This is a genomic window from Tardiphaga sp. 841_E9_N1_2 (assembly GCF_051811065.1).
Lineage (GTDB): Bacteria > Pseudomonadota > Alphaproteobacteria > Rhizobiales > Xanthobacteraceae > Tardiphaga > Tardiphaga robiniae.
In genome coordinates this window covers 629423-645851 of record NZ_JBPWQC010000001.1, presented here as the reverse complement: position 1 = coordinate 645851, position 16429 = coordinate 629423, and the positions used below count along the sequence as shown (strand labels likewise).

Below are 16429 nucleotides of genomic sequence, written 5' to 3'. Positions count from 1 at the left end.
GAGCCGCTTCGATGCTCGACAGTCTGACGTGCGCATATGGCGCATGCAAGGGCGCGTTTGAACACCTGCAGTCAGGACATTCGAAGGAAGACCCGACCACGCACTGACGATTTCAAAGTCGACGAACGATCGACGCTATCAAAACGAATGGGAGAGAAACAATGAAACGCCTTGGTTCATGTCTCACGCTGGCCGCCGCTGCATCCATTCTCTGCCTGGGAGCGTCTCTCCCGGCATCTGCTGCATGGGAGCCGACGCGCCCCGTCGAATTGATCGTTCCCGCAGGCACCGGCGGCGGCGCCGATCAGATGGCGCGCACCATTCAGGGCATCATCACAAAGCACAGTCTGATGAAGCAGCCGCTTGTCGTCATCAACAAGTCGGGTGGTGCCGGCGGTGAAGGTTTCCTCGACGTGAAGTCGGCGAACAACAATCCGCACAAGATCATCATCACGTTGTCGAACCTGTTCACGACACCACTCGCCACCGGCATTCCCTTCAACTGGAAGGATCTCACGCCGGTCGCAATGCTGGCGCTCGACGAGTTCGTATTATGGGTAAATGCCGACAAGCCCTACAAGACGGTGAAGGACTATATCGACGCCGTGAAGGCCGCACCGGCCGGCACGATCAAGATGGGCGGTACGGGCTCGAAGCAGGAAGACCAGATCATCACGGTCGCGGTCGAGAAGGCGATCGGCAGCAAGTTCACTTACATCCCTTACAAGGGCGGCGGTGAAGTCGCAGTACAGCTCGTTGGCCAGCATGTCGATTCAACCGTGAACAATCCGATCGAGGCAGTCGCGCAGTGGCGCGGCGGCAAGGTGCGTCCGCTCTGCGTCTTCGACAGCAAGCCGATGGCCTATGACGAACAGGTTGCCGACGGCAAGGGCTGGAAGGACATTCCGACCTGCAAGTCGCAGGGACTCGACATCGAATATGTGATGCTGCGCGGCATCTTCATGGGGCCGAAAGCGACGAAGGATCAGATCGATTATTATGTCGAACTGTTCAAGAAGGTCCGCGCGACGCCCGAGTGGCAGGACCTGATGAAGAGCGGCGCCTTCAACACGACCTTCATGACCGGTGGTGAATATGCCAGCTGGGTTGGCACCGAAGAGAAGCGCCACGAGACGCTGATGAAGGAAGCCGGCTTCCTCGCGCAAGGCAATTGACGCGGCACCATGACGCCGGACCTGATCGCACATCAGGTCCGGCGCATGCAACACGCTGATCGACGCTGATCTCTCACACAGAGTTGTCCATGACCACGCAGCAATCTCACAACGCAGGCCCGTCCCACAAATCCGTCGAAGCCGGCGTCACCACCGTCATCGGCCTGTTCGGCGCCATCGTCGTCTATGGCAGCGTCAAGGCCGGCATCAACTGGGGCGCAGAGGGACCGAAAGCCGGATTCTTTCCGTTCTATATCGGGCTGTTCATCATCATCTCCAGCCTCGTCAATATCTGGAACACGCTGCGCGAGGACGACGGCAGCCTTTTCGCCGAATGGGGCCAGTTGCGCCAGGTTTTCAGCGTCGTCATTCCCACCGGCATCTATGTCGGCGTCCTGCCGTTCATCGGACTCTACGTGTCGTCGATGATCTTCATCGCATGGTTCATGCGCTGGCTCGGCAAATATGAGTGGCCGATCATCGCCGCTATCTCTCTTGGCATGCCTGTCGTTACCTACCTGATCTTCGAACGCTGGTTTCTCGTGCCGCTCCCCAAGGGGCCCCTCGAGGATCTGCTCGGTCTCTGATTTCCGCGATCTTTAATTCCGTTGCGTCTGCCGGTCTCTTTCTGAGGACTACTCGAAATGGAAGAAATTGCTAATCTGTTCCAGGGCTTTGCGGTCGCGCTGCAGCCATTCAACATCGCGGTGATGGTGCTCGGCATCGTGCTTGGTGTCATCATCGGCGTGCTGCCCGGCCTTGGCGGCGCCAATGGCGTTGCGATCCTGCTGCCCCTCACCTTCAGCATGCCGCCGACATCGGCCATCATCATGCTGTCCTGCATCTATTGGGGCGCATTGTTCGGAGGTGCGATCACCTCGATCCTGTTCAACATCCCCGGAGAGCCATGGTCGGTGGCCACGACATTCGACGGCTATCCGATGGCCCAGCAGGGCAAGGCTGCCGAAGCACTGACCGCCGCCTTCACGTCCTCTTTCGTTGGTGCGCTGTTCGCCGTCGTCATGATCACCCTGGTCGCGCCGCTGGTCGCAGGCTTCGCCTTACGATTCGGACCCGCGGAGAAATTTGCGGTCTATTTCCTGGCGTTCTGTAGTTTCGTCGGGCTGAGTAAGGAGCCCCCTTTCAAGACCATTGCGGCGATGATGATCGGTTTTGCCCTCGCCGCGGTCGGCCTCGATTCCATTACCGGACAACTGCGACTCACGTTTGGCTCGACCGAACTTCTCAATGGCTTCGACTTCCTGATCGCAGTCATCGGCCTGTTCGGCCTCGGCGAAATCTTCCTCACCATGGAGGAAGGACTGCGCTTCCAGGGCGGCAAGGCGAAGATCGATCTTCGCGTCGTGCTCCGTACCTGGATGAGCTTGCCGCAATACTGGATGACCTCGCTGCGCTCCTGCGTCATCGGCTGCTGGATGGGTGTTACGCCCGCAGGCGCGACACCCGCGTCGTTCATGAGTTACGGGATCGCCAAGCGCGTCTCCAAGAACGGCAATAACTTCGGCAAGGGCGAGATCGAAGGCGTCATCGCTCCGGAAACGGCCGCGCATGCCGCCGGTACCGCAGCCCTGCTTCCGATGCTCTCACTCGGCGTCCCCGGTTCGCCAACTGCCGCTGTGCTTCTTGGTGGTCTGCTGATCTGGGGCCTGCAGCCCGGCCCGATGCTATTCGTCGAGCAGAAAGAGTTCGTCTGGGGCCTGATCGCCTCGATGTATCTCGGCAACCTCGTCGGCCTGATCATCGTGCTGACCTGCGTACCGATCTTCGCAGCGATCCTGCGGGTTCCATTCAGCATCATTGCACCGCTCATCCTGGTGCTCTGTGCGATCGGAGCCTATTCCGTCCACAACTCGACCTTCGACGTGGTGATGATGCTGGTATTCGGAATCATCGGTTACGCACTGAAGAAGTGTAACTATCCCCTCGCCCCGCTGGTGCTCGCCATCGTACTTGGCGACAAGGCCGAGGAAGCCTTCCGGCAGTCGTTGCTGGGCTCACAGGGATCGCTTGGGATCTTCTTCTCGAACACACTGGTCAGCAGCATCATGATCCTCGGCCTGATCGCGCTGTTCTGGTCGGTGATCCAGAACGGCTTTACCCGGCTGCGTACTCGCACTGCAGCAGCGTAAGTAACGATACAAATAACTGTTCAAACCCAAAAGCCGGCGGTCTGGACCGCCGGCTTTGTGCTGTCTTGTAGTATCGCAGTACAGCATTCAGTCATGCGAAACTTGCAGCGGCAAAATGGCAAGATTTCGCTTGTTAGTTGGCATATCATATACCAAACTATCCTTCGCAGCTGTCGAGCTCTCAATAGAACAGCGCTTTAGGAGGAACTATGACTGATGCAGTTCACGGGGTGGCGCCAGCTGCCGCACGTGTCAGCGATGCCTACCGCTGGACACAACTCGCCATCGGCGTTGGCGCGATGGTGATGATCGCCAACTATCAATACGGCTGGACCTTCTTCGTCCCCGACATCCAGAAGAAGTTCGGCTGGGATCGTGCGTCGATCCAGTGGGCCTTCACCCTCTTCGTTCTGTTCGAGACCTGGCTGGTGCCGGTCGAAGGATGGTTCGTCGATAAATACGGCCCGAAGCTCGTCGTCCTTATCGGCGGCATCCTCTGCGGCATCGGCTGGGCGATCAATGCACAGGCGGAAACGCTCAACGGCTTCTATCTCGGCATGATCGTTGCGGGCATCGGCGCTGGCGGCGTCTACGGCACCTGCGTCGGCAATGCGCTGAAGTGGTTTCCTGACAAGCGCGGCCTCGCGGCTGGCATCACCGCCGCAGGCTTTGGTGCCGGCTCCGCCCTCACGGTCGCGCCGATCCAGGCCATGATCCAGGATTCCGGCTTCCAGACCGCATTTCTGTATTTCGGTCTCGGACAAGGCATCATCATCGTGATCCTCTCCTTCTTCCTGTTCGCGCCAAAGGCTGGACAGGTACCGGCGGTCACACAGAACGCCAACGTGATCCAGACCCGCCGCAACTACGCGCCGACAGAAGTCATCCGCCATCCGATCTTCTGGCTGATGTACTTCATGTTCGTGATCGTCGGTGCCGGCGGCCTGATGGTGACGGCCAACCTGAAGCCCATTGCGGCCGACTGGAAGATCGACAACGTACCCGTCACGCTGATGGCCATGACGATGACGGCGGTCACCTTCGCCGCCACCATCGACCGCGTACTCAACGGCCTGACACGCCCGTTCTTCGGCTGGATCTCCGACATGATCGGCCGCGAGAACACGATGTTCATCGCCTTCGGCATGGAAGGCGTCGGCATCTGGGCGCTGTATATGTGGGGTCACGATCCGCTGTGGTTCGTGCTGTTGTCGGGCTTCGTGTTCTTCGCCTGGGGTGAGATCTATTCGCTCTTCCCATCGACCTGCACCGACACCTTCGGCTCCAAGTTCGCAACGACCAATGCCGGCCTGCTCTATACGGCAAAGGGGACGGCAGCACTTCTGGTGCCGGTCGCGAACTATATGCAGCAGTCGTCGGGCACGTGGGACAGCGTGTTCCTGATCGCCGCCGGTGCCAATATCCTGGCATCACTGCTCGCGATCGCGGTGCTGAAGCCTTGGCGTAAGGTCGTCGTCAGCAAGGCGCTGGCGACCTAAAAAACGCAAAAAGCCTCAAGAAAACAACGCGCTCAGCCCTGGCTGGGCGCGTTTTGCGTGGGCGATGCGCTGCTCGCCAAGGCGTGATCGCCTTCACGCAACAATCGGCCAAGACCACCTTGCATCGTGGAATATAATATACCAGTCTCCGACCAAGCGACGCCTGCGGCAATACGCCACAACCTTAGCGACACCACGCCGCAAGGGAAAAAGCGCGCATCGGAGGAAACACGATGGCTCAGCCAGACTTCACCACCGCGTCCAACCCACCCGGCAGCTTCCGCTGGATCCAACTCGTGATGGGCATCGTCTGCATGGCGATGATCGCCAACCTGCAATACGGATGGACGCTGTTCGTCGATCCCATCGACGCCAAGTATCACTGGGGTCGCGCCGCGATCCAGCTTGCCTTCACGCTGTTCGTCGTCGTCGAAACCTGGCTGGTGCCGGTCGAAGCGTGGTTCGTCGACAAATACGGTCCCCGCGTCGTCATCATGTTCGGCGGAACCATGATCAGCCTCGCCTGGGTGCTGAACTCCTATGCGGACTCGCTGGTGATGCTTTACGCCGGCGCCGTCGTCGGCGGCATCGGCGCCGGTTCGGTCTACGGCACCTGCGTCGGCAATGCGCTGAAGTGGTTTCCCGATCGCCGCGGCCTTGCCGCGGGCGCCACGGCGGCAGGCTTCGGCGCAGGCGCTGCGATCACCGTCGTGCCGATCGCGCATATGATTGCCGAGAGCGGCTATCAGCACGCATTCTTCACCTTCGGCATCGGCCAGGGCCTGATCGTGTTCATGCTTGCCTTCTTCATGCGCCCGCCTCTGCAGGCCATGCCGGTGACGAGGAAACAACTCAATCTGCCGCAGACAAAGACGGACTTCACGCCGCCGCAAGTGCTGCGCAGCCCGATCTTCTGGGTCATGTATCTCGTCTTCGTGATGGTCGCCGCCGGTGGCTTGATGACCGCAGCGCAGATCGCGCCCATCGCCCACGACTACAACATTGCGAATTCTCCGGTGACATTGGCCGGCTTCCAGATGGCAGCACTGACCTTCGCCATCTCGCTCGATCGCATCTTCGACGGCTTCGGACGCCCGCTCTTCGGTTGGTTGTCCGATCAGATCGGTCGTGAACACACCATGTTCATCGCCTTCGGCACGGCCGCGCTGATGCTGCTGACGCTGTCGGCCTATGGCCACAACCCACTCGTCTTCGTGCTAGCGACGGCGGTCTATTTCGGCGTCTTCGGTGAGATCTACAGTCTGTTTCCGGCGACGTCAGGCGATACGTTCGGCGCCAAATACGCCGCGACGAATAACGGCATGCTCTACACCGCAAAGGGCACGGCGGCATTGTTGGTACCGCTCGCGAGCCTGATTGCAGCGAGCTATGGATGGCAGGCCGTGTTTGTGATCGCCGTTGCACTCAATGCCACGGCTGCATTGCTCGCTTTGTTCGTCATCAAGCCGATGCGGCGCGCATTCATTCTGGGAAGCGAACCTGTGGTGACGGAAGCGGCACCGCAGAGCGCCAAAACCGCCTGATCGATCGGGCTATGCCGAGAAGGGTCGCACGCGAGTGCGCCCCTTCTTTCATGCCCAACTGGCATGCCAGACCTCCAACTGGATTCGCGGGTGCGACAGAAGCACGTCGAAAAACACGCGCCACGCAGCAATAAACGTCAGAAATACTGACTTTCTTTCTTGACCACCGGGCTTCGATATCCTCGTTTCCGCGTTGACAACTGGCATACCGTATACCAATCTTGCGCCTACAAGATCGATCCTCAGCCGATCAGCCAAGGGAGGTTATTGCCATGCAAGTCGGAGATATCCTGCGTAGGAAGAGCACCCGTATCGCCACTGTCCGCATGAACGAGACCGTCGCCATCGCGGCGCAGTTGCTCCGGACGGGCAATATCAGCGCACTGGTCGTGAAGGACGTGTGCCGCACCGAGGGCAACACCGCGGTCGGCATGTTCTCGGAACGCGACGTGGTGCGCGCGATCGCCGAACACGGCGCCGCCGGCGTCAATCGCAAGGTCTCGGATATGATCTCGGTCCAGGAATTGATTTCCTGCCACTCGACCGACACGCTCGAACATGTGCGACACCTGATGAACAAGCATCACATTCGGCACGTCCCGGTCATCGACGATCACACGCTGATCGGCGTGATCAGCATCCGCGACATCAGCAGGGCGCTCGATCATGAGGATGCACCGCAAGCGCATGCAGCGGTCGCCTGAGGCCTAGCCTCAAGCTCACTTCAGCTCACTTCGCGTTTCATACCGGCATCGACACGGACCGCCAGCGGTCCGTGATGCCAGTTCTTTTGCCTTGTCCGCGCTGCGCGCGATCGAGATCCTTCAATCGCCGAGCAGCTTGTCCGGCGTCAGCGGCAGATCGCGGACGCGTTTTCCGGTCGCGTTGAACACCGCATTGGCGATGGCGGCGGCAACACCGGCGATGCCGATCTCGCCGATCCCGCGCGCGCCCATCGGCGTGCGAGGGTCCGGAATGTCGGTCCACAACACATCGATCTCCGGCACGTCGAGATGCACGGGCACGTGATAGTCCGTCATCGACGCACTCATGATCCGCCCGTTACGTTTGTCGAGTAGCGTCTCTTCGGTGAGCGCCATACCAAGCCCCATGATCATGCCGCCGCGAAACTGGCTGGTCGCCGTCTTGGGATTGAGGATGCGGCCGCAATCGAACGCTCCAACAAGACGGGTGATCCGGACCTCGCCGGTCACCTCGCTAACGCGGAGTTCACAAAAGATGGCCGATCGGCTGTGCATGGAGAATTTCAGGATTTCGAGCGGTGCCCCGCTCTCTCCCATCGCGCTGATCTCGCTGCGCGACGCGCGCTCAAGGATCGACGCGAAGCTCTCGTAGCGCGATGGCTCGCCGATCTTGCGGAGGCCGTGATTGGCGAATTCGATCTCGTTCGCCCGCAATCCCGCCAGCGGCGTGTCGTTACCAGCCAGCCGCAGCAGATCTCCGGCCAGTTTCACGCTGGCCGCGTTGATCGCAGCGCCGAGCGAAGCTGTCTGCGATGAGCCACCCGCAAAGCTGCCGAAAGGCAGATCGGTGTCGCCGATCCGCACGGTGACGTGATCGAGCGGCAAACCGAGACGATCCGCAGCATGCTGTCGCTGCACCGTCGCAGTGCCCATGCCCATCTCATGCGCGGCACTCGACACCGTGGCGTGGCCATTGCTGTCGATCGTGATTCGCGCCGACATGCCGGGCATGCGCACATAGGGGAAAGAGCCGGTGGCACAGCCCATGCCGATCAGCCATTCGCCGTCCTGACGCGACTTTGGTGTCGCCGCGCGGCGATCCCAACCGAACTTTTTCGCGCCGAGCTCATAGGCCAGCGTCAGGTCACTTTGGGAATGCGGCGCACCGCTGACCGGATCGGTATCGCCGATATTGCGCAGCCTCAATGCGATCGGATCGATGCCGAGATCATGCGCGAGCTCGTCCATCGCGCTCTCGATGGCAAAGGTGCCGACCGCCTCGCCGGGCGCGCGCATGAATGTGTTGGCCAGCAGATCGAGATCGAGCGTGTGCTGCACGATATCGTAGCTCTCCGATTCATAAAGCGAGCGGCCTGACAGGGTGAAGGCCTCGTCGCAGACGCTATGCGGGGGTTTGACGGAGAAACCTTGATGCAACAGTGCCTTCAGCTTTCCGGTCGCATCGGCGGCCAGCGCCACGCGCTGCTCGGTCTGGCTCCGGCCGCCGATCAATCGATGCATGCTGGCACGCGACAATGCGATCCGCACCGGTCGGCCGGCGAGTTTCGATGCTGCAGCGCCCAGTATCTGGTGATCCCACAGCGCCTTGCCACCGAAAGCGCCGCCGACGAAGGGGGAGCTGACAAAGACTTGCGTATCCTTGATGCCGAACACTTTGGCGAGCGAACCCGCGGTGCCATTGAGCATCTGCGTCGCGTCATGCACGATCAGGCGGTCGCCTTGCCAGGTAGTCGTCGCGGCATTGGGCTCGATCGGATTGTGATTATGCCAGGGCGTCCGATAGACCGCATCGACACTGCCCACGGTATTTCGAAATGCCGCGTCCGTATCGCCGCGCTTCAGCCGGTTGCGTTCGATCATCAGCGAGTCCGGCGTCGTCGCGTCAGCCTTGGCATCCTCGAACCGGGTGCGTGCGGCAGCTTGCTCGTAACGAACCACAATAAGCGACGCCGCATGGTTCGCCTGCTCCTGGGTCTCGGCCAGCACCAGAGCGACCGTCTGCCCGTTCCAGCGGATGTCTGCATCCTGCATGATCGGGAGAATGTTATTTCCTGCGGCCTTGAGATTGGTCATGCCGATCGGCGGCGGCAGCGCCAGTTTCGGCGCATTGCGATGGGTCATCACCAACACCACGCCCGGTGCGGCTTCCGCGGCAGCAAGATCGAGTTCGGTGATCTTGCCGCGCGCGATGGTCGAATGCACGCAGGCTGCATAGACCAGCCCGTCCATTCGCACTTCCGCAGCAAAGCGTGCAACGCCCTGCACTTTGTCGGGACCATCGACCCGCGACTGCTGCGTGCCGAGGGTGACGCGCTTATCGATCAGCGGATCGCGCGTGCCGCCCGGCAGCCAGCTCGATGGCACATACCCCATCGCCGTGCGAACACCACCGACGATCGCATTTTGCAGCTTGCTCATGCGCCTGCTCCTGTCAGATCGCCGAGAACGGCGGCCATGGTTCGCTTTGCGAGTTCGATCTTGAAAGCGTTGGCTTCGGTGGGTTTAGCCGCAGCGAGTTCGACATCAGCGGCGCGCAGAAAGTTCTCCCGGGTCGGCGCCTCGCCGCGCAGGACGTCTTCGGCCTGCAAAGCGCGCCATGGCTTTGCGGCGATACCGCCCAGAGCAATCCGTACGTCCCTGATCCGGCCGTCGGCGACATCCAGCCCCGCGGCGACGGACACCAGCGCGAAAGCGTAGCTCGAACGATCGCGGACCTTGCGATAGCGCGAATTGGCTGCGGCAGCGCTGGGAGATATCGCAATTGCGGTGACGAGCTCGCCGGGCCGCAAAACGGTCTCGATGTGCGGCGTCGTCCCCGGCAGTTGATGGAAATCCAGCAGCGGCACGCTGCGTGGGCCCATTGGGCCATCAAGATGCACAGTGGCATCCAGCGCCGCAAAGGCCACACTCATGTCCGACGGAAGCGTCGCGATACAATGCTCGGAAGTGCCGAGGATCGCATGATTGCGGCTGAGGCCGTCGATGGCATCGCAGCCGGCTCCGGGATCACGTTTATTGCATCGTGATCCCGCAGCGTCATAGAAATAGCTGCAGCGCGTTCGCTGTAGCAAATTGCCGCCGACGGTGGCCATGTTGCGAATCTGTGCCGACGCGCCGGCCAGCAGCGCGCGGGACAGCATCGGATAATGCGCACGCACGACGGGATGCGCGGCCACCGCGCTGTTGCGAACGGCGGCGCCGATGATCAGGCCGCCTTCGGATGTCACATCGATAGTAGCAGGCAATCGGCTGACATCGACGAGCGCCGCGGGCGCTTCGATATTCTGCCGCATCAGATCGACGAGATTGGTACCGCCGCCGAGAAAGCGGCAGCGTCCGCCCTCAGCGAGCGACAGGGCTTCAGTCTGGTCGGCGGCGCGCCTATAATCGAACGGCGTCATGCGGCGTCTCCAACCAGCTGTTCTTCGATCGCTTCGACAATGCCGTGATGGGCGCCACAGCGGCACAGATTGCCGCTCATGCGCTCGCGGATTTCCTCGCGGGTGGTGCTGCCCTGCCCCGCAACGAGATCGGCGGTGACATAACTGGGATCGCCGCGGCGCATCTCGCCGAGCATCGCGACCGCTGAGCAGATCTGCCCGGGCGTGCAATAGCCGCACTGCAAGCCATCGTGCTCGATGAATGCGCGCTGCAGGGGATGAAGGTCACCCTGCTTGCTCAGGCCTTCGATGGTGGTTACCGCGCTCCCGTCCGCCTGCACCGCAAGTGTCAGACAGGACAGCACTCGCTCGCCATCGAGAATGACGGTGCAGGCGCCGCAGGCGCCCTGATTGCAGCCCAGCTTGGTGCCGGTCAGGCCGATCCGTTCACGCAGAAGGTCGAGCAGCGAAACCCGGGGATCGTCGGGCAATGAGTAGTCCGTACCATTGATGGCGATGGCCATGAGCGCCTCCGTCAGGAACCGGCTTACGGCCGGCGGCACGCCCAAGATAGTACGAATTTCGTAATGTTCAAGTTTCGTTGTCGGCGATTTTTTCCGTCAACCGGATCAATTCGTTACGCTCGATCGGGTCGAGTGACCGCAGCATCATCTGACAGGCCGCGCGATAGCCGGCGACCTGTTCTTCCACCACCTGCTTGCCCTTCTCGGTCGCGGTCAACGCCACGGACCGGCGATTGTCTTCGGGCCGGCGACGCTCGACCAGGGCCTTTTTGACGAGCCGGTCGATGGCAGAGGACATGGTGGTCATAGCGACATTGAGATAGCGGGCGACATCGCCTATCAGGCAGCCGGGATTGTCACCGACAAACACCAGCGTCTGCGCGTCGAGCGCATTGAGCGCGTTGTCGGCGGCAGCGGCTGCCTCCGCGACTTTGAATTTGCGCGTAAAACGTTCGAAGGCGCGCGTGAGTTGTTCGATCTGTTGCGGGGTCGGCTCGGTCATGCGCGGGAGAAAAGCATGTTCGCGCCGCGAGTTCCAGCGATCACGACGGCGCGCCCCACGCGTCAGACCTGCATCGGCGGCGCATGGGGCCGTGTCCCGTGGCGGTAGACATTGCTGCGCCCCACCGGCATCCTTCGGCCCGAACAAGCAAGAACCATTCGGCGCCAAGCGCGTCTCCGGGGAAACAAGAGGACCAATCATGATCAAGACGCGCTTCACCGAGCTCGTGGGTGTCGAACACCCGATCGTCCAGGGCGGCATGCAGTGGGTCGGCCGCGCCGAGCTCGTCGCCGCAGTGGCCAATGCCGGCGCGCTCGGCCTGATCACCGCACTGACCCAGCCGACGCCGGAAGACCTCACCAAGGAAATCGCGCGCTGCCGTGACATGACCGACAAGCCGTTCGGCGTAAATCTCACGATCCTGCCGACCATTAAGCCACCGCCTTATGCGGAATATCGCCTGGCCATCATCGAGGCCGGGATCAAGGTGGTCGAGACTGCCGGCAACAAGCCGCAGGAACACGTCACCGAATTTAAGAAGCACGGCATCAAGGTCATTCATAAATGCACCAGCGTGCGCCACGGCCTCTCCGCCGAGCGGATGGGCGTCGATGCGATCTCCATCGACGGCTTCGAATGCGCCGGCCATCCCGGTGAGGACGACACCCCCGGCCTGATCCTGATCCCGGCCGCGGCCGACAAGATCAAGATCCCGATGATCGCCTCGGGCGGCTTCGGCGACGGCCGCGGCCTTGTCGCCGCGCTGGCGCTTGGTGCCGAGGGCATCAATATGGGCACCCGCTTCATGTGCACCAAGGAAAGCCCGATCCATCAGCTGGTGAAGGAACGCATCGTTGCCAATGACGAACGCGAGACCGACCTGATCTTCCGCACCATGCGCAACACCTCGCGCGTCGCCAGGAACGCGGTGAGCAAACAGGTCGTCGCCATGGAGAAGGAAGGCGCCACTTTCGAACAGATCAAGGAACTCGTCGCCGGTGCCCGCGGCAAGCTGGTCTATTCGCACGGCGACGCCGAAGATGGCATCTGGTCGGCCGGCCAGGTCCAGGGCCTGATCCACGACATCCCGAGCTGCCAGGAACTTGTGTCGCGCATCATGCATGATGCCGAGACGATTATCCGCGCACGCTTCGAAGCCATGCTTGATGGCAGCCAGCGCCAGGCCGCTGAATAGACGGAACGGAAAGCAGAGCCATGAAAGCTTATGTCTACGGCGCCAATGGCGCTGCGATCGGTGATGCCCCGAAGCCCTTGCCCACCGGCACGCAGGTGCTGGTCAAGGTGAAAGCCTGCGGCCTCAACCGCGCCGACCTCGGCATGACCAAAGGCCATGTCCACGGCGCTGCCGGCGGCGTCGGTACGGTGCTGGGAATGGAATGGGCGGGCGAGATTGCCGAACTCGGCCCGGAGGCCAAGGGCGTCAAGGTCGGGGATCGCGTGATGGGTTCCGGCGGTGCGGCCTTTGCCGAATTCGCCGTCACCGATCACGGCCGGCTATTCCACATGCCAGCCAGCATGAGCTTCGAGGATGCCTGCACCCTGCCCGTCGCCATCACCACGATGCACAATGCTCTGGTGACCAATGGCGGACTGCAGCCCGGCCAATCCGTCCTGATCCAGGGCGCCAGCTCCGGCGTCGGCCTGATGGCGCTGCAGATCGCCGGGCTCAAGGGCGCAAAGACGGTGATCGGCTCATCCACCGACCCCGCACGTCGCGCCCGGCTGAAGGACTTCGGCGCCGACCTCGCCATCGATTCGAAGGATGCCGGCTGGGTCGATCAGGTGCTCAAGGCCACGGACGGCGACGGCGTCGATCTGATCGTCGACCAGATCTCGGGCCCCGTCGCCAACCAGAACCTGAAAGCCACGAAGGTGATGGGACGCATCGTCAATGTCGGCCGGCTCGGCGGCACGCATGGCGATTTCAATTTCGATCTCCATGCCGCCCGCCGCATCACCTATATCGGCGTGACCTTCCGCACGAGGTCACTGCAGGAGGTTCGTGACATCTTCAGTGCGGTGCGTGCGGACATCTGGCCCGCCGTCGAAGCGGGCCAACTAAAACTGCCGATCGACAAGGTCTACGCATTCGACGACATCGGAACGGCGTTCGACCACATGGAAGCAAACAAGCATCTCGGCAAGATCGTGGTCACGTTGTAACGCGCGTTCTGCGAGTCATTGATTTCAACGCCGCGCGATTCTCATGCGCGGCGTTCCTGTTTCGGACTCATGCAAGTACCGAACAGTGATGAAATTCTCCGGTGGATACGATTTATTTCACGTTAACGTTTCGTTGACTCTCGACAGCCCTGGCAAAGTGGATTCTTATTGGTCTTGCGATTCGAAGTGGCGGGGCAGTTGTTTCGAGCGACGCGGGCGAGATTCTTCGAGGGGGCTTAGGTATGGCGCGTGCGCATGCGGACAACGCATGCGTCCAATCCGATTCGATCAAAGGATTGGCGCAGTCTATCGCGAAGCCGGCCTATCACAGGCTGCTGATCGCAGAGCCGGCACTTCGCCGGGCCGTCCCTACACTCATCATCGCTTTTCTTATCACGATCTTCTTCGGCGCCTTCGTGCAGGTGGTCGATCAGAGCCGGCAGAAGCAGGCATCGATGAAGCGCGATCTCGCAGCGCTCGCCGATCTGCTCGCCGAGCGTCTCGAACGCAACGGCACCATCCGTCAGGATCGTTCTGCCGCCGTCGAGCGCCTGCAGAGCCTGCTGCCCAGTCTGATTCCATCCTGGGGGATCGCGGGGGGACGCCACGTCATCGTGCTGGGTGCCGATCAAAGCATTCTCGCGCGCGTGCCGATCGACCTGCCACCGGGCAACGCCAATCGCATCCTCGACGTCCTCAGCGCGACGCAGGCCATGGCTGCGCAGGGTCCACGCACCGACGTTGTCGATGTGAAGCTGCCCGACAACAGCCATGCATTGGCCACCCGTCGCATCGTCAAGGCCCTGCCGGGTCAGGTAGTTGTCATTCAGGAGAACAACGAGCCGATCTGGCGCTCGGACTCCGCGCTGTCGATCACGCTCTCGGCCACCACCGGCTTCGTGGTGCTGATCCTCGGCTTCGCCTTCCACTGGCAATCGACCCGTGCCCGCGAAGGCGACGCGATCAACGACGCCGTGCGTGGCCGCATCGACACCGCCCTCAACCGCGGCCGCTGCGGATTGTGGGACTGGGATCTGTCGCGCGGCCGCATCTTCTGGTCGCAGTCGATGTTCACCATGCTGGGCCTCGACAGCCGCAGCGACCTGCTGACCTTCGGCGAAGTCAACGCGCTGGTACAATCCGACGACATCAACCTGTTCGAGATCGCCGATCAATTGATTTCGTTCAAGATCGATCACATCGACCAGACCTTCCGCATGCAGCACAGCAACGGCCACTGGATCTGGCTGCAATTGCGCTGCGAACTCGCGCAGGGCCAGAACGATGGCAGCCAGCATCTGATCGGCATCGCCATCGACGTCACCGAACAGAAGAGCCTCGCCGAGAAGACCGTCGAGGCCGACGTCCGGCTGCGCGACGCGATCGAGACCATTCCCGAAGCCTTCGTGCTGTGGGACGCGGAAGATCGCCTGGTGCTCTGCAACTCGCATTTCCAGCGCCTGCACAAGCTGCCGGACTCGGCGGTGTCGCCCGGGACGTCCTACGAGACCGTGCTCGAAGTCGGCAGCATGCCCGAGGTCCGCTCGCGTCTCGCGGAATCCGGCGCTGCGGCGCCTGGCGCGCGTACCTTCGAAGCGCAGATCGAGGACGGCAGCTGGCTGCATATCAGCGAGCGCCGCACCAAGGACGGCGGCTACGTCTCCGTCGGCACCGACATTACCCGTATCAAGGAGCACGAGCACAAGCTGGTCGACAACGATCTGCGCCTTCGCGCCAGCGTTATCGATCTCAAGCACTCCCAGGCTGCGCTGGAGAAACAGGCGCTCGAACTCGCCGACCTCGCCCAAAAATATTCAGACGAGAAGAACCGCGCCGAAGAAGCCAACCAGACCAAGTCGAAATTCCTGGCCAATATGAGCCACGAACTGCGCACGCCGCTGAACGCCATTATCGGCTTTTCGGAAATCATGGGCAGCGGCATGTTCGGCAATCTCGGCTCCGACAAATATGCCGAATACTGCCACGACATTCTGACCAGCGGTCACTACCTGCTCGAAGTCATCAATGACATTCTCGATATGTCGAAGATCGAGGCGGGTCGTATGCAGCTGGACCTTGAGCCGCTCGATCTCGGACAGACACTGTCCGAAGCGCTGCGTGTCGTCTCCGGCCGCGCCGACGACAAGAATCTGACACTCAGTGCCGATATCGCGGCTGATGCACCGGTGGTGGCGGACCGCCGCGCCATCAAGCAGATCCTGGTCAATCTGCTTTCGAATGCAGTGAAGTTCACACCCGATGGCGGCCGTGTCACCGTGCGCAGCCGCGTGCTGCGCGACTCCGTCGCCCTGATGATCGCCGATAGTGGCATCGGCATCGCCCCGCAGTCGCTGAAGCGTCTGGGACGTCCGTTCGAGCAGGTCGAGAGCCAGCTCGCCAAGACCTATCACGGCTCGGGCCTCGGCCTCGCTATCGCCAAATCGCTCACCAACCTGCATGGCGGATCGATGAAGCTGCGCTCCAAGCTTGGCACCGGCACCGTGGTCTGCGTCACCATCCCGCTCCGCGGCAGACACAGGCCAGCGGAAATCTCCGAGGCCGCCTAGGCGTCGATTGCTTCCCACCTGACCGGACCGAGCCAACGCCCGTGGCATGACACTCAAGCGTCAAATGGCCGCTTGGGAGGCCCCCGCTCGCACCTATACTAAAGGTTGTAGGTCGCTATATTGGCGCGTCGATACGGGCGGTCTGGACTGGGACCGCGATTCTTTCTCGTGTGACCTAT

13 protein-coding genes are annotated in these 16429 nt (G+C 61.5%); 9 read left to right on the top strand and 4 right to left on the bottom strand.

Features of this window, described 5'->3' with window-relative positions:
- Positions 1-161: 161 nt before the first annotated feature.
- From AB8A50_RS02820 to AB8A50_RS02795, 6 genes are all read left to right on the top strand, one after another.
- Positions 162-1175: a Bug family tripartite tricarboxylate transporter substrate binding protein gene (locus tag AB8A50_RS02820; protein WP_089267115.1), complete on the top strand. Its 1014-nt coding sequence runs from the start codon at positions 162-164 to the stop codon at positions 1173-1175.
- 89 nt (positions 1176-1264) lie between these two features.
- Positions 1265-1762: a tripartite tricarboxylate transporter TctB family protein gene (locus AB8A50_RS02815; RefSeq protein WP_089267114.1), complete on the top strand. Its 498-nt coding sequence runs from the start codon at positions 1265-1267 to the stop codon at positions 1760-1762.
- A 57-nt stretch (positions 1763-1819) separates the two neighbouring features.
- A complete protein-coding gene (locus AB8A50_RS02810) occupies positions 1820-3325 on the top strand; it encodes a tripartite tricarboxylate transporter permease (protein WP_089267113.1) in 1506 nt (501 codons plus the stop codon).
- A gap of 209 nt (positions 3326-3534) precedes the next feature.
- Positions 3535-4824, top strand: a complete 1290-nt coding sequence (oxlT, locus tag AB8A50_RS02805; protein ID WP_089267112.1) for an oxalate/formate MFS antiporter — start codon at positions 3535-3537, stop codon at positions 4822-4824.
- Positions 4825-5057: 233 nt separating this feature from the next.
- Entirely contained in the window at positions 5058-6368 is a 1311-nt protein-coding gene (oxlT, locus tag AB8A50_RS02800) for an oxalate/formate MFS antiporter (protein ID WP_439076749.1), read from the top strand.
- 272 nt (positions 6369-6640) lie between these two features.
- A complete protein-coding gene (locus AB8A50_RS02795; RefSeq protein WP_089267110.1) occupies positions 6641-7072 on the top strand; it encodes a CBS domain-containing protein in 432 nt (143 codons plus the stop codon).
- Positions 7073-7192: 120 nt separating this feature from the next.
- Here AB8A50_RS02795 and AB8A50_RS02790 read toward each other — a convergent pair whose 3' ends face one another.
- The 4 genes from AB8A50_RS02790 to AB8A50_RS02775 form a co-directional block, all read right to left on the bottom strand.
- Positions 7193-9466 (bottom strand): xanthine dehydrogenase family protein molybdopterin-binding subunit, encoded by a 2274-nt coding sequence (locus tag AB8A50_RS02790; protein WP_439079908.1) that lies wholly within the window; start codon positions 9464-9466, stop codon positions 7193-7195.
- A 41-nt stretch (positions 9467-9507) separates the two neighbouring features.
- Complete coding sequence (locus AB8A50_RS02785; RefSeq protein WP_439076747.1) at positions 9508-10494, bottom strand: FAD binding domain-containing protein; 987 nt, start codon at positions 10492-10494, stop codon at positions 9508-9510.
- On the bottom strand, positions 10491-10997 hold the full coding sequence (locus AB8A50_RS02780; RefSeq protein ID WP_439076745.1) for a (2Fe-2S)-binding protein: 507 nt from the start codon (positions 10995-10997) through the stop codon (positions 10491-10493). Before AB8A50_RS02780 ends, AB8A50_RS02785 begins: the two co-directional genes overlap by 4 nt.
- Before the next feature lie 67 nt (positions 10998-11064).
- Positions 11065-11499, bottom strand: coding sequence for a MarR family winged helix-turn-helix transcriptional regulator (locus AB8A50_RS02775; RefSeq protein WP_089267107.1), 435 nt, complete (start codon positions 11497-11499; stop codon positions 11065-11067).
- 199 nt (positions 11500-11698) lie between these two features.
- Here AB8A50_RS02775 and AB8A50_RS02770 point away from each other — a divergent pair, with 199 nt between their 5' ends.
- The 3 genes from AB8A50_RS02770 to AB8A50_RS02760 all read left to right on the top strand — a co-directional run bounded on the left by AB8A50_RS02770 (position 11699) and on the right by AB8A50_RS02760 (position 16250).
- Positions 11699-12694 carry an NAD(P)H-dependent flavin oxidoreductase gene (locus AB8A50_RS02770; RefSeq protein ID WP_439076744.1) on the top strand — a complete coding sequence of 332 codons (996 nt, stop codon included), beginning with the start codon at positions 11699-11701 and terminating at the stop codon, positions 12692-12694.
- A 20-nt stretch (positions 12695-12714) separates the two neighbouring features.
- The gene (locus AB8A50_RS02765; protein WP_439076743.1) at positions 12715-13683 is read left to right on the top strand and encodes a zinc-binding dehydrogenase; all 969 of its coding nucleotides are present in this window, start codon (positions 12715-12717) and stop codon (positions 13681-13683) included.
- A 242-nt stretch (positions 13684-13925) separates the two neighbouring features.
- Positions 13926-16250 carry a PAS domain-containing sensor histidine kinase gene (locus tag AB8A50_RS02760; protein ID WP_439076741.1) on the top strand — a complete coding sequence of 775 codons (2325 nt, stop codon included), beginning with the start codon at positions 13926-13928 and terminating at the stop codon, positions 16248-16250.
- Positions 16251-16429: the final 179 nt, after the last annotated feature.

Excerpts from the sequence above, each read along its gene's own strand:
- AB8A50_RS02780 (WP_439076745.1), bottom strand. The coding sequence starts at position 10,997 with ATGGCCATCGCCATCAATGGTACGGACTACTCATTGCCCGACGATCCC.
- AB8A50_RS02785 (WP_439076747.1), bottom strand. The coding sequence starts at position 10,494 with ATGACGCCGTTCGATTATAGGCGCGCCGCCGACCAGACTGAAGCCCTG.
- AB8A50_RS02810 (WP_089267113.1), top strand. The coding sequence starts at position 1,820 with ATGGAAGAAATTGCTAATCTGTTCCAGGGCTTTGCGGTCGCGCTGCAG.
- oxlT (WP_439076749.1), top strand. The coding sequence starts at position 5,058 with ATGGCTCAGCCAGACTTCACCACCGCGTCCAACCCACCCGGCAGCTTC.
- AB8A50_RS02775 (WP_089267107.1), bottom strand. The coding sequence starts at position 11,499 with ATGACCGAGCCGACCCCGCAACAGATCGAACAACTCACGCGCGCCTTC.
- AB8A50_RS02790 (WP_439079908.1), bottom strand. The coding sequence starts at position 9,466 with ATGGGGTATGTGCCATCGAGCTGGCTGCCGGGCGGCACGCGCGATCCG.
- AB8A50_RS02760 (WP_439076741.1), top strand. The coding sequence starts at position 13,926 with ATGGCGCGTGCGCATGCGGACAACGCATGCGTCCAATCCGATTCGATC.
- oxlT (WP_089267112.1), top strand. The coding sequence starts at position 3,535 with ATGACTGATGCAGTTCACGGGGTGGCGCCAGCTGCCGCACGTGTCAGC.
- AB8A50_RS02795 (WP_089267110.1), top strand. The coding sequence starts at position 6,641 with ATGCAAGTCGGAGATATCCTGCGTAGGAAGAGCACCCGTATCGCCACT.
- AB8A50_RS02770 (WP_439076744.1), top strand. The coding sequence starts at position 11,699 with ATGATCAAGACGCGCTTCACCGAGCTCGTGGGTGTCGAACACCCGATC.
- AB8A50_RS02815 (WP_089267114.1), top strand. The coding sequence starts at position 1,265 with ATGACCACGCAGCAATCTCACAACGCAGGCCCGTCCCACAAATCCGTC.
- AB8A50_RS02765 (WP_439076743.1), top strand. The coding sequence starts at position 12,715 with ATGAAAGCTTATGTCTACGGCGCCAATGGCGCTGCGATCGGTGATGCC.
- AB8A50_RS02820 (WP_089267115.1), top strand. The coding sequence starts at position 162 with ATGAAACGCCTTGGTTCATGTCTCACGCTGGCCGCCGCTGCATCCATT.